23 protein-coding genes and 1 other RNA gene are annotated in these 20,440 nt (G+C 58.2%); 17 read left to right on the top strand and 7 right to left on the bottom strand.

The features are described from left to right. The first annotated feature begins 104 nt into the window (after nucleotides 1–104). The 3 genes from AC6I79_RS02555 to sstT all read left to right on the top strand — a co-directional run bounded on the left by AC6I79_RS02555 (nucleotide 105) and on the right by sstT (nucleotide 3,782). Entirely contained in the window at nucleotides 105–1,091 is a 987-nt protein-coding gene (locus tag AC6I79_RS02555) for a Gfo/Idh/MocA family protein (RefSeq protein WP_498027532.1), read from the top strand. Between the two features lie 255 nt (nucleotides 1,092–1,346). Next, nucleotides 1,347–2,318 carry a TerC family protein gene (locus AC6I79_RS02550; RefSeq protein WP_498027531.1) on the top strand — a complete coding sequence of 324 codons (972 nt, stop codon included), beginning with the start codon at nucleotides 1,347–1,349 and terminating at the stop codon, nucleotides 2,316–2,318. Nucleotides 2,319–2,546: 228 nt separating this feature from the next. After that, entirely contained in the window at nucleotides 2,547–3,782 is a 1,236-nt protein-coding gene (gene sstT, locus AC6I79_RS02545; RefSeq protein ID WP_058771322.1) for a serine/threonine transporter SstT, read from the top strand. A gap of 46 nt (nucleotides 3,783–3,828) precedes the next feature. On the opposite strand, the gene AC6I79_RS02540 is transcribed toward sstT, so the two are convergent. After that, the gene (locus AC6I79_RS02540; protein ID WP_421039851.1) at nucleotides 3,829–5,319 is read right to left on the bottom strand and encodes a UxaA family hydrolase; all 1,491 of its coding nucleotides are present in this window, start codon (nucleotides 5,317–5,319) and stop codon (nucleotides 3,829–3,831) included. 4 nt (nucleotides 5,320–5,323) lie between these two features. Further along, nucleotides 5,324–6,772 carry a tagaturonate reductase gene (locus tag AC6I79_RS02535; protein ID WP_498027530.1) on the bottom strand — a complete coding sequence of 483 codons (1,449 nt, stop codon included), beginning with the start codon at nucleotides 6,770–6,772 and terminating at the stop codon, nucleotides 5,324–5,326. Between the two features lie 298 nt (nucleotides 6,773–7,070). Between AC6I79_RS02535 and exuR the strand changes: the two genes are divergently transcribed. The 9 genes from exuR to AC6I79_RS02490 all read left to right on the top strand — a co-directional run bounded on the left by exuR (nucleotide 7,071) and on the right by AC6I79_RS02490 (nucleotide 12,440). Next, nucleotides 7,071–7,823 carry a transcriptional regulator ExuR gene (gene exuR / locus AC6I79_RS02530; protein ID WP_498027529.1) on the top strand — a complete coding sequence of 251 codons (753 nt, stop codon included), beginning with the start codon at nucleotides 7,071–7,073 and terminating at the stop codon, nucleotides 7,821–7,823. Nucleotides 7,824–8,158: 335 nt separating this feature from the next. Beyond that, nucleotides 8,159–8,833 carry a DedA family protein gene (locus AC6I79_RS02525; RefSeq protein WP_021509705.1) on the top strand — a complete coding sequence of 225 codons (675 nt, stop codon included), beginning with the start codon at nucleotides 8,159–8,161 and terminating at the stop codon, nucleotides 8,831–8,833. After that, nucleotides 8,833–9,201: an EnvZ/OmpR regulon moderator MzrA gene (gene mzrA, locus AC6I79_RS02520; RefSeq protein WP_031280145.1), complete on the top strand. Its 369-nt coding sequence runs from the start codon at nucleotides 8,833–8,835 to the stop codon at nucleotides 9,199–9,201. Before AC6I79_RS02525 ends, mzrA begins: the two co-directional genes overlap by 1 nt. 173 nt (nucleotides 9,202–9,374) lie before the next feature. Further along, nucleotides 9,375–9,749: a DUF1090 domain-containing protein gene (locus AC6I79_RS02515; RefSeq protein WP_136546454.1), complete on the top strand. Its 375-nt coding sequence runs from the start codon at nucleotides 9,375–9,377 to the stop codon at nucleotides 9,747–9,749. 34 nt (nucleotides 9,750–9,783) lie between these two features. Then, nucleotides 9,784–10,089 carry an ElaB/YgaM/YqjD family protein gene (locus tag AC6I79_RS02510; protein WP_021509708.1) on the top strand — a complete coding sequence of 102 codons (306 nt, stop codon included), beginning with the start codon at nucleotides 9,784–9,786 and terminating at the stop codon, nucleotides 10,087–10,089. Nucleotide 10,090: 1 nt separating this feature from the next. Then, on the top strand, nucleotides 10,091–10,486 hold the full coding sequence (locus AC6I79_RS02505; protein ID WP_021312955.1) for a phage holin family protein: 396 nt from the start codon (nucleotides 10,091–10,093) through the stop codon (nucleotides 10,484–10,486). Beyond that, a complete protein-coding gene (locus tag AC6I79_RS02500; RefSeq protein WP_010618800.1) occupies nucleotides 10,483–10,767 on the top strand; it encodes a YqjK-like family protein in 285 nt (94 codons plus the stop codon). The genes AC6I79_RS02505 and AC6I79_RS02500 overlap by 4 nt, the downstream gene beginning before the upstream one ends. Nucleotides 10,768–10,973: 206 nt before the next feature. Further along, nucleotides 10,974–11,384: a DoxX family protein gene (locus tag AC6I79_RS02495; RefSeq protein WP_010618799.1), complete on the top strand. Its 411-nt coding sequence runs from the start codon at nucleotides 10,974–10,976 to the stop codon at nucleotides 11,382–11,384. 81 nt (nucleotides 11,385–11,465) lie between these two features. Continuing rightward, entirely contained in the window at nucleotides 11,466–12,440 is a 975-nt protein-coding gene (locus tag AC6I79_RS02490) for a glutathione S-transferase family protein (protein ID WP_021509710.1), read from the top strand. Nucleotides 12,441–12,510: 70 nt separating this feature from the next. On the opposite strand, the gene mdtI is transcribed toward AC6I79_RS02490, so the two are convergent. The 4 genes from mdtI to rsmI form a co-directional block, all read right to left on the bottom strand. Next, nucleotides 12,511–12,840, bottom strand: coding sequence for a multidrug/spermidine efflux SMR transporter subunit MdtI (gene mdtI, locus AC6I79_RS02485; protein WP_238561451.1), 330 nt, complete (start codon nucleotides 12,838–12,840; stop codon nucleotides 12,511–12,513). After that, nucleotides 12,827–13,177: a multidrug/spermidine efflux SMR transporter subunit MdtJ gene (gene mdtJ, locus AC6I79_RS02480; RefSeq protein ID WP_058759849.1), complete on the bottom strand. Its 351-nt coding sequence runs from the start codon at nucleotides 13,175–13,177 to the stop codon at nucleotides 12,827–12,829. Before mdtJ ends, mdtI begins: the two co-directional genes overlap by 14 nt. A 598-nt stretch (nucleotides 13,178–13,775) precedes the next feature. Beyond that, nucleotides 13,776–14,152, bottom strand: an RNA gene (rnpB, locus tag AC6I79_RS02475) — RNase P RNA component class A. Between the two features lie 33 nt (nucleotides 14,153–14,185). Beyond that, a complete protein-coding gene (rsmI, locus tag AC6I79_RS02470; RefSeq protein ID WP_058759850.1) occupies nucleotides 14,186–15,049 on the bottom strand; it encodes a 16S rRNA (cytidine(1402)-2'-O)-methyltransferase in 864 nt (287 codons plus the stop codon). A gap of 62 nt (nucleotides 15,050–15,111) precedes the next feature. On the opposite strand from rsmI, the gene AC6I79_RS02465 reads away from it, so the two are divergent. From AC6I79_RS02465 to dolP, 4 genes are read left to right on the top strand one after another with little or no spacing between them, the layout of a single operon-like run. Then, complete coding sequence (locus AC6I79_RS02465) at nucleotides 15,112–17,136, top strand: penicillin-binding protein activator (protein ID WP_498027528.1); 2,025 nt, start codon at nucleotides 15,112–15,114, stop codon at nucleotides 17,134–17,136. Beyond that, nucleotides 17,094–17,489 (top strand): YraN family protein, encoded by a 396-nt coding sequence (locus AC6I79_RS02460; protein ID WP_021509715.1) that lies wholly within the window; start codon nucleotides 17,094–17,096, stop codon nucleotides 17,487–17,489. Before AC6I79_RS02465 ends, AC6I79_RS02460 begins: the two co-directional genes overlap by 43 nt. A gap of 14 nt (nucleotides 17,490–17,503) precedes the next feature. Further along, entirely contained in the window at nucleotides 17,504–18,091 is a 588-nt protein-coding gene (diaA, locus tag AC6I79_RS02455) for a DnaA initiator-associating protein DiaA (RefSeq protein WP_021509716.1), read from the top strand. A 14-nt stretch (nucleotides 18,092–18,105) separates the two neighbouring features. Then, a complete protein-coding gene (gene dolP, locus AC6I79_RS02450; protein WP_021509717.1) occupies nucleotides 18,106–18,678 on the top strand; it encodes a division/outer membrane stress-associated lipid-binding lipoprotein in 573 nt (190 codons plus the stop codon). 30 nt (nucleotides 18,679–18,708) lie between these two features. Here dolP and AC6I79_RS02445 read toward each other — a convergent pair whose 3' ends face one another. Continuing rightward, nucleotides 18,709–19,410, bottom strand: coding sequence for a pirin family protein (locus tag AC6I79_RS02445; protein WP_031280148.1), 702 nt, complete (start codon nucleotides 19,408–19,410; stop codon nucleotides 18,709–18,711). 129 nt (nucleotides 19,411–19,539) lie between these two features. Between AC6I79_RS02445 and AC6I79_RS02440 the strand changes: the two genes are divergently transcribed. Further along, nucleotides 19,540–20,439 (top strand): LysR family transcriptional regulator, encoded by a 900-nt coding sequence (locus AC6I79_RS02440; RefSeq protein ID WP_021509719.1) that lies wholly within the window; start codon nucleotides 19,540–19,542, stop codon nucleotides 20,437–20,439. The last annotated feature ends 1 nt before the right edge of the window (nucleotide 20,440 follow it).

Here is a 20,440-nt window from a genome sequence, read left to right as displayed (position 1 = left end):
TAGCATCATCATATTGGAATGCGGATCGCAGGATCAAATTTCGCCTGCCTGCGCCGCCAGGGAACATGCTACTCTGCCGCTTTCAGAGTGCAGGAGAACCAGCCGTGATACGTTTTGCCATTGTGGGAACCAACTGGATCACCCGCCAGTTTATCGACGCCGCGCATGAGAGCGGCAAAATGAAACTGAGCGCCGTCTATTCACGCAGTCAGCAGCAGGCCGACGCCTTTGTCGCGGATTATCCCTGTCCGCTGACCTTTACCTCACTGGAGGCGCTGGCGGCAAGTGCGGAAATCGACGCGGTGTATATCGCCAGCCCCAATGCGCTGCACTGTGAGCAGGCACTGCTGTTCATGTCGCACGGCAAACACGTCATCTGCGAAAAACCGCTGGCCTCTAACCTGCGTGAAGCTGAGGCGATGATTGCCTGTGCGCGTCAGCATCAGGTGGTGCTGTTTGAGGCGTTCAAAACCGCCAGTCTGCCGACGTTCCTGCGCCTGCAACAGGCGCTGCCGCAGCTGGGCACGCCGCGCAAAGCGCTGTTCAACTACTGTCAGTACTCATCACGCTATCAGCGCTATCTCGACGGTGAGAACCCGAATACCTTCAACCCGCGCTGGTCCAACGGTTCGATCATGGATATCGGCTATTACTGCCTCGCCGCTGCCGTTACCCTGTGGGGCGCGCCGCAGCAGGTGAAAGCTGAGGCGTCGCTGCTGGCAAGCGGCGTCGATGCGCACGGCGTGGTAGTGATGGACTACGGCGATTTCGACGTCACGCTGCTGCACTCAAAAGTCAGTGATTCCCTGATTCCCAGCGAAATCCAGGGCGAAGCCGGCTCGCTGGTGATAGAGAAAATTTCTGAGTGCCAGCAGCTGCGCCTGATTCCGCGCGGCGGCGAGAGCCAGAACCTGACGCAGCCACAGCACATCAATACTATGCTGTATGAAGCAGACACCTTTGCCCGGCTGGTGGAAACGCGCCAGGTGGAGCACCCTGCGCTGGAGGTGTCACGCATAACCGCCCGGTTGCTGACAGAGATTCGTCGCCAGACCGGCGTGGTGTTTCCGGCGGATCGGAAAGAAGTGTAAATATTGCAAAATATTACAGCTCCCCCATTGAATCTGCTCGCGGTTGCACGTATGTTGGCCGCAGCAAAGGGGAGTAACTTGTAAGCTGACCGATCGTCATTACGATGCGTAGCGCATCCGGTCGTCAGGCAACCCGGAATTGATTCTGTGTTGTAAGTGAGACCTTGCCGGAAGGCGAGGTTTGCTTGCAGCTCTATAAAGCGGCTGACGTCTTCTGACTCAGCCGTTTTTTCATTTTCAGGACAGGATACGACTATGCACTCTGTAGGCACACCGTTACTCTGGGGCAGCTTCGCTGTCGTCGTGCTCATCATGCTGGCGATCGATCTCTTCTTACAGGGACGACGCGGCGCACAAACCATGTCATTCAAACAGGCTGCCGTCTGGTCACTGGTGTGGATCTCCGTTTCTCTGCTGTTTGCCGCCGCGTTCTGGTGGTATCTCGACGGCAGTGCCGGGCGCCAAGTCGCAACCGCGCAAACCCTGGCTTTCCTGACGGGTTACGTACTGGAAAAGGCGCTGGCGGTCGATAACGTCTTCGTCTGGCTGATGCTGTTCAGCTACTTCGCCATTCCGTCTAATTTGCAGCGCCGCGTGCTGATTTACGGCGTGCTGGGCGCGATTGTGCTGCGTACCATCATGATCTTTGCCGGCAGCTGGCTGGTCACACAGTTCAGCTGGATCCTCTACATCTTCGGCGCTTTCCTGCTGTTTACCGGCATCAAAATGGCCTTCGCTAAAGAGGGCGATGACGCTGCCGTCGGCGATAAGCCGGTGGTGCGCTGGCTGCGTAAGCATCTGCGCATGACCGATGAACTGCACGGAGAAAATTTCTTCACCCGCAAAAACGGCGTGCTGTTTGCCACACCGCTGCTGCTGGTGCTGATTATGGTGGAGCTGAGCGATGTTATTTTCGCAGTCGACAGTATTCCGGCTATTTTTGCCGTCACTACCGACCCGTTCATCGTGCTGACCTCTAACCTGTTCGCCATCCTTGGCCTGCGCGCTATGTACTTCCTGCTGGCCAACGTGGCAGAGCGCTTCTCGATGCTGAAGTACGGTCTGGCGATCGTGCTGGTGTTTATCGGTATCAAGATGCTGATTGTCGAGTTCTATCACATTCCGGTGGCGATCTCGCTGACGGTGGTCGGCGTGATTCTCGGCGGTACGCTGCTGATTAACGCCTGGGTAAACCACAGAAACGACCAGAAAGGCATCTCACGATAATCTTCTGCAGGGGCGCTAATCGCCCCTGCTTTGTTTCGCCAGTGCCAACCTTCGCGTTTCATATCTCTGTCACACTTCCCGTCATCAGCAGATCAAAAAACCGATCTGGCGCGCACCGACAGAATTATCTCTTTTCTCGCCAGGACTTTTCCTTATACTCCGCCGGGCAAACCGTTTGGCGCGGAGCAACCGCGCACAACACTCATACCGCGATAAAAAGACCGTAATATGCTAAATAATCTTCTTCGACCGCTGGGCGTCCTGTTCTCAGGCAGTCTGGTAAAACAAATCATGATTGGCCTGGTTGCCGGCGTGGCGCTGGCGTGGCTTTCACGCGATGCCGCGTTAGCCGTCGGTCTGCTGGGCGAACTGTTCGTGCGCGCGCTGAAAGCTGTGGCACCGCTGCTGGTGCTGGTGCTGGTGATCTCTTCGATTGCCAACCATCAGCAGGGGCAAAAAACCAGAATTCGCCCGATCATTATGCTGTACCTGCTGAGTACCTTCTTCGCGGCGGTGGTCGCGGTGATTTTCAGCCATCTGTTCCCGCAGACGCTGTCGATGGACGTCGGCGCGACCGAAATTACCCCGCCGTCCGGCATCACCGAAGTGCTGCACGGCCTGCTGATGAGCATGGTCGCCAATCCGATTGAAGCGCTGATGAACGCCAACTACATTGGCATTCTGGTGTGGGCGGTTGGTCTTGGCCTGGCGTTTCGTCATGCCAGCCCGAGCAGCAAAGCCTTTCTGAATGACGCGTCGAATGCCGCAACCTGGGTGGTGCGCTGTGTGATTCGCTGCGCGCCGCTGGGCATTTTTGGCCTGGTGGCATCGATTCTGGCCTCAACCGGCTTCGGCGCGCTGTGGCAGTATGCTCACCTGCTGACGCTGCTGATTGGCTGCATGCTGATTATGGCGCTGGTGGTCAACCCGATGCTGGTGTTTCAGAAAATCCGCCGCAATCCTTATCCGCTGGTGTTTACCTGCCTGCGCGAAAGCGGCGTAACGGCGTTCTTTACCCGCAGCTCGGCGGCGAATATTCCGGTCAACATGGCGCTGGCCAAACGCCTGAATCTGGATGAAGACACTTATTCGGTATCGATTCCGCTGGGTGCGACCATCAGCATGGCGGGTGCGTCAATCACCATTACCGTACTGACGCTGGCTGCGGTGCACACGCTGGGCATTGCCGTGGACGTGCCCACCGCTATTCTGCTGAGCCTTGTCGCCTCGCTGTGTGCCTGTGGCGCGTCCGGCGTGGCGGGCGGTTCACTGCTGCTGATTCCGGTTGCCTGCAACATGTTTGGCATTCCTAACGATCTGGCGATGCAGGTGGTTGCGGTCGGTTTTATCATCGGCGTACTGCAGGATTCCGCCGAAACCGCACTCAACTCCTCGACCGACATTCTGTTTACCGCCGCCGTATGTCAGGCAGAAGCGGAACGTCAGCCACGTACCGCCGGTTAACCCGTTTCGCGGCACCCACCGGTGCCGCGCTTTAACCGCTGCCGCTTTAAAGCGTCACGCCACTCTTGAAGATCGCCAGCTCGCGGAAATCATTAGCTTCATTGCGCGCCGGCTGGCCGTTCGCAATTGCCACAATAGTCTCAACAAACTCCGCCAGCAGCGTCTCCATGCTGGTGCCCTCCAGCAGTCGTCCGGCATTGAAATCAATCCAGTGCGGCTTTTTCTCCGCCAGCGGCGTGTTGGTGGCGATTTTCACGGTGGGCACAAAGCCGCCATACGGCGTGCCGCGCCCGGTGGTAAACAGCACCATATGGCAGCCGGCTCCGGCCAGCGCGCTGGTGGCGACCGCATCATTACCGGGCGCGCTGAGCAAATTGAGCCCCGGCGTGCGCAGCCGCTCACCGTATTTCAGCACATCCACCACCTGACTCTGCCCGGCTTTTTGCGTACAGCCCAGCGACTTCTCCTCCAGCGTGGTGATGCCGCCCGCCTTGTTGCCCGGCGATGGATTTTCATAAATCGGCTGCTGATGATCGATAAAGTAGCGCTTGAAGTCGTTAATCATCGCCACCGTTTTGTCGAAAATCGCCGCATCACGGCAGCGGCTCATCAGGATGCGCTCGGCACCAAACATCTCCGGTACTTCGGTCAGCACCGTGGTGCCGCCGTTGGCGATCATCTGGTCAGAGAAACAGCCGAGCAGCGGATTGGCGGTGATGCCGGAAAAGCCGTCCGAGCCACCGCATTCGAGACCAAACTTCAGCTCGCTCAGTTTGCCCGGCTGGCGGCGGTCGTGACGCATCACGTTGTACAGCGCATGCAACCGCTGCAGGCCGGCTTCCACTTCATCATCCTGCTTCTGACACTCCATAAACTGCACACGTTCGCTGTCAAAGCCGCCCAGCGTGTCGCGAAAGATATCGACCTGATTGTTTTCGCAGCCGAGTCCAATCACCAGCACCGCGCCAGCATTGGGATGACGCACCATATTTTGCAGCATGGTGCGGGTATTTTCGTGATCCTGCCCCAGCTGTGAACAGCCGAAGGGATGGCTGAACAGGTGCACGCCGTCGATGCCGGCCGCGTCGTCACTCTCCCGGAGAAAGCGTGACACAATCTGCCGGGCGATGCCGTTCACGCAGCCGACGGTCGGTAAAATCCACAGCTCGTTACGAATGCCAACCTCGCCCGTGGCGCGACGATAAATCTGCACCTCACGATCCGCCGCCTGCGGTGGCAGCGTGAGGTGTTCCGGCTGATAGTGATAGTCATCGACATCGCTCAGATTGGTGCGCGCGTTGCTGGAGTGAATCAGCTCGCCGACGGCGATCGGCTGAGTGGCATGGGCAATCGGCAACCCATACTTAATCACCTGCTCGCCACTGTTGAGCGGTTGCAGCGCAAACTTGTGGCCACGCCCGATATCCTGCTGCAGCGTAATCCGCTGTTCTGTGACGATAACCTCGGTGCCGGCCGCCAGATCCTGCAGCGCGACGGCGACGTTGTCGCGTGAATGTATTTTGATTGCCTGTTGCATCGCGTTATCTCAGTTGGCTAAGGGCCGTCCGCATGCCGTGGACGAGAATGTTGTGCAGTTGCTGGCTGACCGCCGTAACCAGGCCGGGCCGCTGGGTTAAATCTTCGCCCCAGTGCTGCGCGTCGCTCAGTACGTCGCTCACCAGCTGCTGCGGGGTGAGTTCATCGGTGAGGACCGCCGGCCACAGCCGGGCAAAACGCTGCAGCCAGTGCGCGTCATCCTGCAGCGGCCACTGCCGGTCATCCTGCTGGCCGCGATAAAACGCCAGCAGCGCGGCAAAGGCAAAGGTGAGCCGCGGTGGCCAGTCGCCGCACTGCTGCTGCGCCTGTAACAGCGCCGGCAGCAGGCGCGTGCGGAATTTGGTCATGCCGTTGAGCGCAATCGCCAGCAGCGCATGGTGAATAAACGGATTGCGAAAGCGGCGCTGCACCGCATCGGCAAAGGCGTGCAGCTCGGCGCGCGTCAAATCCAGCGTCGGGATCACCTCTTCGCGCAGCAGGGCGTCGACAAAAGCGGCCAGCTGCGCATCGTTCATTGCCTCGCCCACGCTCGCCAGCCCGGCCTGAAACGCCACCGGCACCAGCGCAGTGTGCGCCCCGTTGAGGATCGCCACCTTCTGCGCCTTGTAAGGCGTGATGTCATCCACCCGCCTGACGGCAGGCGCCAGCGCCGTCAGCTGCAGCTCATGCATCAGCGCATCCGGTCCCTGAAGCACCAGCTGGTAATAGCGCTCCCCGGCCACCAGATAACGGTCGTCATAGCCCAGTTGCGCTGCGATCTGTGCGCCATCCGGCGGATAGCCGCTGACAATGCGATCCACCAGCGTGTTGTAAAAGGCGCAGTGCTGCGTCACCCACTGCGCAAAGGTCGCTTGCAGCTGCCACTGCTGGCAATAACGCAGCACTAACGCGCGCAGCGTGTCGCCGTTATGGTCGATCAGTTCACACGGCACGATCAGCCAGCCTTTATCGGCGGCACCGGCAAAGTGCTGATAACGCGCCCACAAGAGCTGCGTCAGTTTGCCGGGAAAAGACGACGCAGGTTGATCTTCCAGCCGATCCTGTTCGGCATACGCGATGCCGGCCTCGGTGGTGTTGGAGAACACAAAACGCATCTGCGGCGCGCGTGCCAGAGCCAGGAATTCTTCGAACTGCTGATAAGGCTGAATTTCACGATTAAGGCTGCGGATCAGCCGGGTTTCACTGAGCGCTTCCCCGGCATCATTCAGCCCGCGCAGCAGCGTGGTGTAGAGGCCATCCTGCTGATTGAGCGTCTCCGTCTGCATCCGGTTGCGCGGTCGCACCACCACTACGCCGGCATCGGTGCCCTGATGTTCATTGAGCCAGTCGAGCTGCCAGTCGATAAAGGCACGCAAAAAGTTGCCTTCGCCGAACTGGATCACGCGTTCGCTATAGCGTGCGCCGGGGAAATCGCGGCGGTTGAGTCGCAACATGTCGCTTCCTTGAAGATGAAATCGGTCAGCTAATGCGCAAAAGTTATCATACCAATTTCAGCGACAGGGAGATTTGTTTGCCAACTGCGTCACATTATCCATCATTGCCATACGGCGAAAGCCGGCGTACCTCTTATTCCCATCAGATTAACTATATGTATATTCTATAAATTAAACATCAAACCTGAGCAGGCGCGCAGGTTCTTAACTTGCCAGATGGTATAACAGCTTCATCGCTTTGCGACATCGCAGGGTAAGTGGTATAACAACTTACCGTCTTTCACAGAACCGAAAAATCATGGACCTGAACGAATCCCGCCGCCTCTACCAGCAACTCGCCAGCGAACTCAAGCAGCGCATCGAAGCGGGCAGTTATGCCGTGGGGGCAAAGTTACCGGCAGAGCGGATGATTGCGGAGGCGCACCAGGTGAGCCGTACCGTGGTAAGGGAAGCGATCATCATGCTGGAGGTGGAAGGCTACGTCGAGGTGCGCAAAGGGTCGGGCATTCATGTGATCAGCGACCAGCCACAACCGCGCGACAGCGCCGCCGATCAGCTGGACTTTGCCAGCTATGGCCCCTTTGAACTGCTGCAGGCGCGCCAGCTGATTGAGAGCAATGTCGCCGAATTTGCCGCCACGCAGATCCGTCCACAGGACATCGTGGCGCTGCTGGCAATTCAGGAAAAAGCCCGGCAGGAAGATCACGCGCGCGATTCGACATGGGATATGGAGTTTCACGTGCGCATTGCGCAGTCCACCCAAAACAGCGCGCTGGCCGCCATCGTAGAGAAAATGTGGCGGCACCGGCTGCATAATCCTTACTGGCTCAAGCTGCACGAGCACATTGACGCACGCCATATCACCAGCTGGTGTGACGATCACGACCAGATTTTAAAAGCGCTGATGCGCAAAGATCCCACCGCCAGCAAACTGGCGATGTGGCAGCATCTGGAAAATACTAAACAGATGCTGTTCGACGCCACCGCCGATGATTTCGAATTCAACGTCGACCGCTACATGTTCGCAGAAAATCCGGTGATCCTGCCCTGAAGCCGCAATGGCAGAAACGCTGCATTTTCAGGCTAAAAAGTCAGTTAATCTGCAATAGTGTCAGCTCGTGTAAAGCTCCTTTTGACCATCTGCGTCAAAAGGTAAAACTCCTGTGCGACCGCGACTTTACACTGTCTGAATCCCGCGATTTTTGTTACAGTTATCGCCCTTTTCTTACCCTTTGCGACAGGGCTATAAAAAGTCGCTGATTTAACAATCAATTCTGGATGGATCCGGAAATCCTGCTCAGGTGGCATACCTAAAATGTATAACTTAACCCGCCTGCGCCTAAGCCCCTCACGGGCACGTTTAACAATGATGTTCAGGAATGATTGATGGATATTTTGCAAGCATTGTTGCATGCCCTGTGGCAGCAGGATTACGAAATGCTCTCCGACCCCACGCTGGTGTGGGCGATTTATGGCGTGTTGTTCATGATTCTGTTTCTCGAAAATGGCCTGCTGCCCGCCGCGTTTCTGCCCGGTGATAGTCTGCTGATTCTGGTCGGCGTGCTGATCGCGAAAGGCACCATGAGCTTCCCGCTTACCCTGCTGGTGCTGACCACCGGCGCCAGCCTTGGCTGCTGGGTCAGTTACATTCAGGGCCGCTGGCTTGGCAATACGCCGACGGTGCAGAAATGGCTCTCCCATCTGCCCGCGCAGTATCATCAGCGCGCCCACAGTCTGTTCCATCGCCACGGCTTGTCTGCGCTGCTGATTGGCCGCTTTATCGCCTTTGTCCGTACCCTGCTGCCGACCATTGCCGGCCTCTCTGGCCTGAGCAATGCCCGCTTCCAGTTCTTTAACTGGATGAGCGGCTTCCTGTGGGTGCTGATTCTTACCGTGCTCGGCTTTGCGCTGGGGAAAACCCCCATTTTCCGCCGCTATGAAGATGAGCTGATGTTCTGCCTGATGCTGCTGCCGCTGGTGCTACTGGTCATCGGTCTGGTGGGTTCACTGGTGGTGCTGTGGCGTAAACGTCAGGCGGGTCAGAACGGGAAGTCACAGTAATGACAGGGTTGCGTAATTTTCCCAGGCGTTTACTCCCCTGGCTGTGCGCTGGCGTGCTGGCGCTGCTGGCTATCGGCATTGTGCCCAAACTGATGCAGCATGAAACGGTGGTGAAGATCCGCGTGGCACACAGCGGCACCAATCTGCCGGACGGCTTTTATCTCTATCAGCAGCTTTCGGCGCAGGGCGTGCGGATTAAAAGTATTACCTCGGCAGGCGATGCGCTGGTCATTCATTTTGAGAATGAAGAGCAGAGCCTGGCCGCGCAGAAAGTACTGCGCCGCCTGCTGCCACAGGGCTTTGTCGTGGCGGCGGGTCCGCAGGCGTCACAGCAGGTGGTGGACGCTAATCGCCCCACCTATAGCTGATCCCCGCCGTCGGGTTCACCGCCCGGCGGCACCTCAATCCTCGCTATCCCCGCGTGTTTTTTGAATTTTTTCGTCTGCTGTCTATTCTTAAGTAAGCGCGAGCAGACGACAAGCTGGGATGCCCCTCCTGTCCGGTTTGCGACAGGTCGTCAACAATGGAAGGTAAAAACCTGATGAAACAACAACTACTGCTGGGTGCGATTCTTTTCTCTCTCTCGGGTTCACTGCTGGCAGCGGAATCGCTGTGTCAGCAAAAACAGCAGGATATTCAGCGCGAAATTGAGATGGCGAAACAGCACGACAACCAGCGCCGGGTCACCGGACTGGAACGCGCGCTGACTGAAGTCCGCGCCAACTGCACTGACGAGAAACTGAAATCCGCCCACGCTGAACGCATTGAAGCCCAGCAGCATAAAGTGGCTGAGCGCGAGCGCGAACTGCAGCAGGATCGCCAGGAAGGCAAAGACCAGGAGAAGATCGGTAAGCGCGAACGGAAGCTGGAAGAGGCACGCCAGGAGCTGAAAAAGCTGCAGGCCGAGCCTTATTAATCGGACTTAAATAAATGATGTAATGGAGAACACCATGGCTAAAGACACCACATCTGAACATCTGCGTGCGGAACTGAAAAACCTTGCCGACACCCTGGAAGAAGTGCTGAGCAGCTCGGCTGATAAGTCGAAAAGCGAGCTGGATAAACTGCGTCACAAAGCACGCGGTGCCATTGAGAGTTCACGCGAGCGGCTGGGCGAATCCGGCGAACGCATCGCGCAGACCACGCGTGAAGCGGCGGAGAAAGCGGACGTCTACGTGCGTGAAAATCCGTGGCACGGCGTGGGTATCGGCGCAGCAGTCGGCGTGCTGATCGGCATCCTGATTTCACGTCGTTGATATGAGCGAGAATCAGAGCCACGGCCCAGGCAAAGGGGTCTTCAATGTAGGTCAGCGCGTGGTGACAACGCTGGTTGGCATGGTCGAGACACGCGTGCGGCTGGCCGTTGCCGAGCTGGAAGAGGAAAAAGCCAATCTGATCCAGATGTTGATCATGATAGGCCTGACCATGCTGTTTACCGCTTTCGGATTGATGAGCCTGATGGTGCTGATTATCTGGGCGGTGGATGCGCAGTACCGGCTGATGGCGATTGCCATCACCACCGGCGTGCTATTCGCGCTGGCGCTGATTTTTGGTTTATGGACGTTGCGTAAATCCCGGCAGTCCACGCTGCTGCGCCATACGCGCAAAGAGCTGGACACCGATCGCACCTTACTCGAGGAGCATCGCTCATGAGTCAGCGTGAACGTGAAGCACGCATTCATGAATTGCTTAATCAGGTACAGCAGCAGCGGCTGGATCTCAGCGCTGCGCGCCGCGACTGGCTGGAAAGCACCGCGCAGTACGATCGCGGCTGGCTGACGTTTCTCAGCCTGCGCCGCTATCTGGCGATTGGCAGCAGCGCGCTCGCCATCTGGTCGATCCGCAGCCCCAACCGCATCATGCGCTGGGCCAAACGCGGACTCGGCCTGTGGAGCACCTGGCGCATGATCAAATCGGCGATGCCGCCACGCTAATTTTCCCACTTTAAACCGGATCGAAAAGGTTCGGTTTTCCTCCTTCAGAATTCCTGAATAACATCGACAGTTTATCTCGCTTACAACTATTGCTGCGCGCGACTATCATCTCCCTCCATCAGCCCGACGAACTGTTTAACGCGGTTTAGCGGGAAAATAACCCGGCAGGCCAACAACCTGCGCCAAAAACCTTGTTGGAGTAAATGATGAAAAAATTCGAAGACTCAGGCCTGCTGCTGGCACGCGTATTAATGACCATCCTGTTTATTACTGCCGGCTGGGGCAAAATCACCGCCTATGCGGGCACCGCACAGTACATGCAGGCGATGGGCGTGCCCGGCTTCCTGCTGCCGCTGGTAATTTTGCTGGAACTGGGCGGCGGCCTGGCGATTCTGTTCGGCTTCCTGACGCGCTTCACCGCGCTGTTCACCGCCGGCTTCACGCTGCTTACCGCGTTCCTGTTCCACAGCAACTTTGCGGAAGGCGTTAACCAGCTGATGTTCATGAAAAACCTGTCCATCGCCGGTGGTTTCCTGGTGCTGGGTCTGGTGGGTCCGGGCGCTTACAGCATTGACCGCCTGATTCGTCAGCGCTTTATGCCAGCAACCGCACGCTAAGCACACAAGCCGTGCAACAGCACATATACTGAATAGCAGGGGCGGGGATTTTCCTCGCCCCGTTTTTTTTATGGAGGGCTTATGGGACAACTGATTGACGGTGTCTGGCATGACACCTGGTACGATACGAAGTCAACCGGTGGCCGCTTCAAACGCACAGAAGCAGTCTGGCGTAACTGGATCACGGCAGACGGCAGCGCCGGGCCAACCGGGAAAGCCGGCTTTGCCGCCGAGCGCGATCGTTATCATTTATACGTTTCGCTGGCCTGCCCGTGGGCGCATCGCACCCTGCTGATGCGTCAGCTGAAAGGGTTAGAAGAGATGATTTCGGTGTCAGTGGTGCACCCGCTGATGCTGGAGAACGGCTGGACCTTCGACGATGATTTCCCCGCCGCGACCGGCGATTCGCTGTATCAGAACGAATTCCTCTATCAGCTCTATCTGCATGCCGATCCGCAGTACAGCGGGCGCGTGACCGTGCCGGTGCTGTGGGATAAAAAGCAGCACACTATTGTCAGTAATGAATCCGCCGATATCATCCGTATGTTCAACAGCGCCTTCGACGCGCAGGGCGCTCGCGCCGGCGATTACTACCCGCCCGAGTTGCGTGACAAGATCGACGAACTCAACGGCTGGATTTATGACACCGTCAATAACGGCGTCTACAAAAGTGGATTTGCCACATCACAGTCGGCCTATGATGAAGCCGTAACCGCGCTGTTCCATTCGCTGGCACGGCTGGAGCAGATTCTGGGTCAGCATCGCTATCTGACCGGCGATCGCCTCACCGAAGCCGATCTGCGCCTGTGGACCACGCTGGTGCGCTTTGACCCGGTCTACGTGACCCACTTTAAGTGCGATCGTCATCGCATCAGTGATTACCGTAACCTGAATGGCTTCCTGCGCGATATTTATCAGATGCCGGGCATTGCCGATACGGTAAACCTGCCGCACATCCGCCATCACTACTACTGCAGCCACAAGACCATCAATCCGAACGGCGTTATTTCGCTGGGACCGGCTTTTGACTGGGATGAGCCGCACGGCCGCGGTTAACGGCTGGCTTACGCATGCCTGCCCTTCTCTCCCACCATTGGGAAAGGAAGGCAGGCAGTATTGCGCTGCCTCAGGCAAATTTGATCAACACCATCCCGGTCAGCAGCAGTGCCACGCCCAGCCAGCCGCGGGTGTTCAGGCGTTGTCCGAACAGGATCCAGCCTGCCGCTACGGTAGCCACCAGACCGAAACCGCCCCATAAGGCGTAGGCCACCGAGAGATCGATCCCCTTCACTGCCTGCGACAGGGCACTGAATGCCGCCAGGACAGCCACCAGCGATATCACGCCATACAGCGGACGGCGGAAGCCGTTGGCGTATTTCAGCGCGATGTTCGCCACAATTTCCAGCACGATGGCCAGTGCCAGCCAGGCCAGATGCACGACGTTAAGCGTGGTCATGACGCAGCTCCTTACGGCTGAATGTCCCTGCTTTGATCAGCGCGATACCCGCGATCAGCGTGATCAAACCCGCCGCCTTCATCACTGACAGCGCCTCGTCAAACAGCATCACGCTGAACAGGGTGATAAACAGAATACCGACGCCTTCCCACATGGCATAAGCCACGCCAAGGGCAATACGTTTAACGGCAAAGGTGAGGAAGATGTATGACAGGGCGATCATCAACAGCATAAAAATATAGCCGGCGCTGCCGCCATTGACGCTGGCCCATTTCATTGACACGGTGCCTGTAATTTCGGCAGCAATCGCTAACGCTAATAAAATCCAGTACAGCATGATTTCTCTCCTGTGAGAAATAAACGCCATCCACGCGCAAACAGCAGCGTGATAGCTGAAAAAGATAAAAAGCTAAGAAGGAGAGAAAAAACTACAGCGCGAAGCGCCAGTGCCGATCGCTCAGTGAGCAGCAGAAAACGCAGGTGGGTGAAGAGGTTAATACGTAAAGTGTAACGAAATGGTTATCCATAATTTTACAACTTATCCACGTTGTTGCTTTTCCCGGTGTGGATGAAAAATTGTCCTCAGTAGTTGAACTCGCGCCTATTCTGGCACAGGAAAAAGAATGTTTTTGCGGATTTGCTTTTCTTTACGCAGGGAAAGGGGTTTTTGTGCGGTTTTATCTGGCTTCGTGCGGTTTTCTGCCCTCACCCTAACCCTCTCCCATGGGGAGAGGGAATAGTCTGCTGCGGTTTTCTGACCTCGTGCCACATGAGGGAATAGTCAGATGCGGTCTGGCAGGGCGAGCACTCGACTTGCCACACGCACAATCGGTCCCTTCTCCCGCCTGCGGGAGAAGGTTAGGATGAGGGACAGCACGCACCTTACCAAAAAACAAAACGCCCGCAGATTTTCACCTGCGGGCGCTCATTAAAAAAGTCGAAACTGACCGATAAGCCGGGTTCTGTCGTGGACAGTCATTCATCTAGGCCAGCAATCGCTCACTGGCTCAAGCAGCCTACCCGGGTTCAGTACGGGCCGTACCATGTGAACCCCTATTTGGCCTTGCTCCGGGTGGAGTTTACCGTGCCACGGACTGTTGCCAGCCGCGCGGTGCGCTCTTACCGCACCCTTTCACCCTTACCTGATCCCATTACTGGGCCATCGGCGGTTTGCTCTCTGTTGCACTGGTCGTAGGCTTACGCCCCCCAGGCGTTACCTGGCACCCTGCCCTATGGAGCCCGGACTTTCCTCCCCTCTGCCCGTCTCCCCCGAAAGGGACGACGACAAAGCGGCGACTGTCTGGTCAGCTTCGGCGCGGGATAATAGGCGATCCGCCCGCGTTTGTCACGCCTCTTGCTGCTCCAGCGCATACTTGTACAGGGCGTTTTTCTTAACCCCATGAATTTCCGCCGTCAGCGCCGCCGCCTTTTTCAGCGGCAGCTCGGCCTGCAGCAGCGCCAGCGTGCGCAACGCCTCTGCCGGCAGCGTCTCTTCATCCGCTTTATGGCCTTCGACAATCAGCACCATCTCGCCCTTGCGGCGATTCTCATCCGCCTGCACCCACGCCAGCAATTCACCCACCGGCGCACCGTACAATGACTCCCAGGTTTTGGTCAGCTCCCGTGCCAGCACCACGTAGCGCGCCGCGCCCCATACGCTGACCATATCCTGTAGCGTATCCAGCACGCGATGGGTCGATTCGTAGAAAATCAGCGTGCGCGGCTCGTCACTCAGTGCACGCAGCGCATCGCAACGTCCTTTACTTTTGGCCGGCAGAAACCCTTCGTAACAGAAACGATCGGACGGTAATCCCGCCGCGCTCAATGCTGTGATCGCCGCGCAGGCACCGGGCAACGGCACCACACGCACCCCGGCCTCGCGGCAACGACGCACCAGATGGTAGCCCGGATCGTTGATTAACGGCGTGCCCGCATCGGAAACCAGCGCAATGCTCTGGCCCTCCTGCAGCTTCGCTAACAGCACGTCGGCCTTCTGCTGTTCGTTATGGTCGTGAAGTGCGAACAGTCGCGCATTGATGGCGAAATGTTGTAGCAACAGCCCGGTATGACGTGTATCTTCCGCAGCGACCAGATCGACGCTCGCAAGCACCGTCAGCGCACGCTGCGTGATATCACCCAGGTTACCGATCGGGGTAGGAACGATATAGAGCGTGCTGGCAGAAATCTCTGCCCGATCGAGTTGTTTCATTGTTTCATCCGAATTGCCGATTTAATATTGAGCATCTTGAAAAAAACATCACTGGATACAGTATGCTTCCTTCGAAAGTCGTACGTCATAAAGCAGGACGCCTGGTCCCTGTTTTGCTCGCGGGCCTGATTCTGGCCGCCTGTAGCGGCCAGGGACCGCAGCAAACCTCAAGCGTAAACGTGCAGAGTCCTGCCACGGGCCGCTCTGACTATTATCTGCAGCAGGTGCAGCAAAGCAGCGATGATAGCAAGACCGACTGGCAATTACTTGCCATCCGTGCCCTGCTGAAGGAAGGAAAGTATCCGCAGGCGCAAAATCAGCTCGGCCAGCTGCCACAGCAGCTCTCTGACGTACAACAGCAGGAACTGCTGCTGCTGCGCGCCCAGCTGCAAATTGCCCAGCAGGATTTCAACGGTGCTCAGCAGCTGCTGGGACAGATAAAAGCCGCTGATCTGTCGCAGGATCAGCAGGTGCGCTACTACGCGCTGCAGATTGCCGCTGCGCAAAATCGTCCGTCGCTCGCGCTGCTGCGCGCCTATATTGCTCAGGAACCGCTGCTGAAAGGCGCCGATCACCAGAGCAATATTGACGCCACCTGGCAGGCGCTGACCCAGCTTACCCAGGATCAGCTCAACAGCGTGGTGATCAACGCCGACGAAAATACGCTGCAGGGCTGGCTCGACCTGCTGAATACCTGGCACGCCAACAGCCAGGATGCCCAGATGCTGAAAGCCGCCATTAGCGACTGGCAGACGCGCTATCCGCAAAACCCTGGCGCGAAAACCCTGCCGACCCAGCTCAGCCAGGTGCAGAACTTCACTAAAGCCTCGACCAGCACAATCGCGCTGCTGCTGCCGCTTAATGGTCAGGCGCAGGTGTTCGCCAGTGCCATCCAGAAAGGCTTTAACGATGCAAAAAACGGTGTGCTGACTGTGCCGGCAGCCCCTGCCGCACCGGCCAGCAGCGATGCCAGCGCCTCCACGCAACAGCCCGCCAGCACGGCAACGCCAGCCAATGGCGATGCCAACGCGGTAGTCAGTCCGTCGGCCGCGGCCATCACGCCGTCAGACAGCGCACAGCCAGCCGTCGCGCAGCCCGCCAGCAGCGCCCAGGTGAAAGTGTATGACACCAGCAGCCAGCCGATTGCTCAGGTGATGCAGCAGGCGCAGCAGGATGGTGCCACCCTGGTGGTCGGTCCGCTGCTGAAAAATAACGTGGAACAGGTCGCCAACAGTCAGACACCGCTGAACGTGCTGGCGCTCAACGAGCCAGAGCAGATCCAGAACCATCCGAATATTTGCTATTTTGCGCTTTCTCCTGAAGACGAAGCGCGCGATGCCGCGCACCATATCTGGGATCAGGGCAAACGCCAGCCGTTGCTGCTGATGCCGCGCAGCAGCTATGGCGACCGCGTGGGCAAAGCGTTTGCGCAGGAGTGGCAGAAGCTGGGCGGCGCAACCGTGCTGCAACAGCGTTTCGGCGGCGTGGGCGAGCTGAAACAGGGCATCAACAGCGGCGCCGGTATTGCACTGAGCGGCACGCCATTGACGGTACAGCCGGACCAGCCGCAGGGCGTGGCGGTCGCCGGTCTGACGATTCCGGCACCGCAGACCAGCGCTCCGGCACCTGAGAGCGCCAGCAGCAGCGGCAGCGTTGATGCGGTTTACATTATTGCCACTCAGGACGAACTGCAGCTGATCAAGCCGATGATTGCCATGCGCACCAGCAGCCGCAATAACATCGCCCTGTATGCCAGCTCGCGCAGTGCGCAGGCCGGTGCCGGTCCGGACTTCCGGCTGGAGATGGATGGCCTGCAATTCAGCGATATTCCGCTGCTGTCCGGCGCCAATCCAGGCCTGATGCAGCAGGCAGCGCGCAGTTTCAACAACGACTATTCGCTGGTACGCCTCTATGCGATGGGCATTGATGCCTGGACGCTGGCGAACCAGTTTAACCAGATGCGTCAGGTACCGGGCTTCGCCATTGATGGCAATACCGGCAAGCTGAGCGCCGACACGGATTGCGTGATCAACAGGAAGTTGGCATGGAACCAGTATCGTCAGGGACAAATCGTTCCGGTGCAGTAAACCGCCAGCGCCTCGGCGCTGAGCAGGAGCAGCAGGCGCGTCGCTACCTTGAGCGCGCCGGACTGCAGTGGGAAGCCAGCAATGTGCGCTGCCGCAGCGGGGAAATCGACCTGATTATGCGCGACGCGGATTGCTGGGTGTTTGTTGAAGTGCGCTATCGGCGCGATGCACGTTTTGGCGGCGCGGCTGCCAGCGTGACGCGCCAGAAACAACAAAAGCTGCTGCGTACCGCTGCGCTGTGGTTGCTGGCACGCGGCGGCAGTTTTGATACGGTGAATTGCCGTTTTGACATCATCGCCATCACCGGGCGCGAACTGGTGTGGCTGGCCGATGCCTTTCGTGCGGATGGATAGAACCAGGTGGTCTTGTGCAGGACAGAATTAAAGCGTGTTTTACCGAAAGTATTCAGACGCAAATCGCCGCAGCCGAAGCGCTGCCAGATGCGATTTCCCGCGCCGCGATGACGCTGGTGCAGTCATTGCTTAACGGCAACAAAATCCTCAGCTGCGGTAACGGCGCTTCGGCGGCTAACGCCCAGCATTTTGCCGCCAGCATGATTAACCGTTTTGAGACTGAGCGTCCCAGCCTGCCGGCGCTGGCGCTGAGTGCGGACAATGTGATGCTGACGGCAATCGGTAACGACCGTCTGCACGACGAAATTTATGCCAAGCAGGTTCGTGCGCTTGGACAGGCCGGCGACGTTCTGCTGGCCATCTCCACCCGTGGCAACACCCGCGATATTGTTAAAGCGGTGGAAGCTGCGGTTACCCGCGATATGACTATCGTCGCGCTGACCGGCCATGACGGCGGTGAGCTGGCGGGCCTGCTCGGTCCGCACGATGTGGAAATTCGCATTCCGTCACATCGCAGCGCACGCATTCAGGAGATGCATATGCTGACGCTGAACTGCCTGTGCGATTTGATTGATAACACCTTGTTCCCACACCAGGAATGACTGAAGGAGCTCAAATGAAAGCATTGAACGCTATCGCCATTCTGTTAACCGCCATGCTGCTGCAGGGCTGCGTGGCGGTTGTCGCCGGCGGCGCTGCGGTCGCCACCAAAACCGCCACCGACCCGCGTACCGTGGGCACGCAGGTTGATGACGGCACGCTGGAGCTGCGCGTCACTAACGCGCTGGCAAAAGATGAGCAGATCAAAAATCAGGCGCGCGTGGTCGTGACCGCGTATCAGGGCAAAGTACTGCTGACCGGTCAGGCACCGTCAGCCGATCTCGCCAGCCGGGCGAAACAGATCGCCATGGGCGTTGATGGCGCGACAGAGGTGTATAACGAGATTCGCACCGGGCAGAAAGTGAGCCTCGGCACGTCTTCGTCGGATACGTGGATCACCACCAAAATCCGCTCGCAGCTGCTGGGTAGCGATCAGGTGAAATCGTCCAACGTTAAAGTCACCACTGAGAACGGGGAAGTGTTCCTGCTGGGTCTGGTAACGCAGGAAGAAGCCAAGGCAGCAGCGGATATCGCCAGCCGTGTCAGCGGTGTGAAGCACGTCACCACCGCCTTTACCATTCTGAAATAATGCCACAGGCGGCCAGCAGGGCCGCCTTTTTTACACCGGAATATCAATCACCAGCGCACGCAGCGGCGTTTCCGCCTGCAGCGTAATCTGCGCCTCTTCACTGACAAACGCCCCATCGCCACAGCGCAGCTGCTCCTGATGCGCACTGCTGGCCCGTACCTCAAGCGCACCGTGAATCGACTGCAAATAGGCGCGCGGTCCGTGCAGCGCCAGACTGTACTGCTCGCCCGGTGCCAGCGTGACCTGATGTACCCACACCTGCTGGCGCAGCTGCAAACTGCCGTCCGCGCCATCCGGTGACGCAATCAGCACATGGGTTTGCTGCGGCAGCGCGCGTTTTTGCAGCAGCGGATTTTCCCGTTCCGGACAGGCGGCCAGCCACAGCTGCATGCGCGTCAGTGGGCGATCCTTGCTGATATTGTGTTCGCTGTAATTGACGCCCTGGCGGGCCGACAGCAGCATCGCTTCGCCCTCGCGCGCCACCAGGTGATTGCCTTCGCTGTCGCGGTATTCGGCTTCACCCTGCAGCACCAGGTTGAGCACATCTACCTGCGGATAGGTGCGCGGCTGAAATGCCGCACCGGGTGCCAGCACTTCCTGATTCAGCACGCGCAGCGAGGCGTAGCCCATCAGTTGGGGATCAAAATAGTGGCCAAATGAGAAGCTATAGCGCGCCTGCAACCAACCGAAATCGGCCTGGCCACATGCGGACGCGCAGCGGGTTGTCATCATGCTTTACCTCCGACGCACTGCGGTGAGAATCCACCACAGGCTTTATACGTCAATGGTAAAAGGCTGGACGCCGGATTGTTAGCCAGTTAATCTGCCTGGCATATTCAAATTTACTGACAGAGAGTCGGCATGGCTAAAGAGCGCGCGTTAACCCTGGAAGCTTTACGTGTGATGGATGCGATTGACCGGCGCGGCAGCTTCGCCGCGGCGGCCGACGAGCTGGGACGCGTGCCATCGGCGCTGAGCTACACCATGCAGAAGCTGGAAGAGGAGCTGGATGTGGTGCTGTTTGACCGCTCCGGCCATCGCACCAAATTCACCAACGTCGGGCGAATGCTGCTGGAACGCGGCCGCGTGCTGCTGGAAGCCGCCGATAAACTCACCACCGATGCCGAAGCGCTGGCGCGCGGCTGGGAAACCCATCTGACTATCGTGGCCGAAGCGCTGATCCCGACCGAGCTGCTGTTCCCGCTGGTAGAGAAGCTGGCCGAGAAAGCCAATACGCAGATTTCGCTGGTCACCGAAGTGCTGGCGGGCGCGTGGGAGCGACTGGAACAGGGGCGCGCCGACATCGTGATCGCGCCGGATTTGCATTTTCGCGCCTCCACCGAAATCAACACGCGCAAGCTGTACAGCATTATGAGCGTGTATGTTGCCAGTCCGGATCACCCGATTCATCAGGAAGCCGAGCCGCTGTCCGAGGTCACGCGCGTTAAGTATCGCGGCATCGCCGTGGCGGACACCGCGCGCGAACGTCCGGTATTGACGGTGCAGCTGCTGGACAAACAGCAGCGCCTGACGGTAAGCAGCATGGATGATAAACGCCGCGCGCTGCTGGCCGGTCTCGGCGTAGCGACCATGCCCTATCCGATGGTAGAGAAAGATATCGCCGAAGGCCGCCTGCGCGTCGTCAGCGCCGAGTATACCCGTGAGGTGGATATTATTATGGCGTGGCGCCGCGATAGCATGGGTGAAGCCAAAGCCTGGTGCCTGCGTGAGATTCCAAAACTGCTGGCGAAACGCGGCTGAT

Source organism: gamma proteobacterium symbiont of Scutellera amethystina, assembly GCF_059730845.1.
Note: the sequence above shows the minus strand (reverse complement) of the source record. Positions and strands in the feature narration are given on the sequence as shown.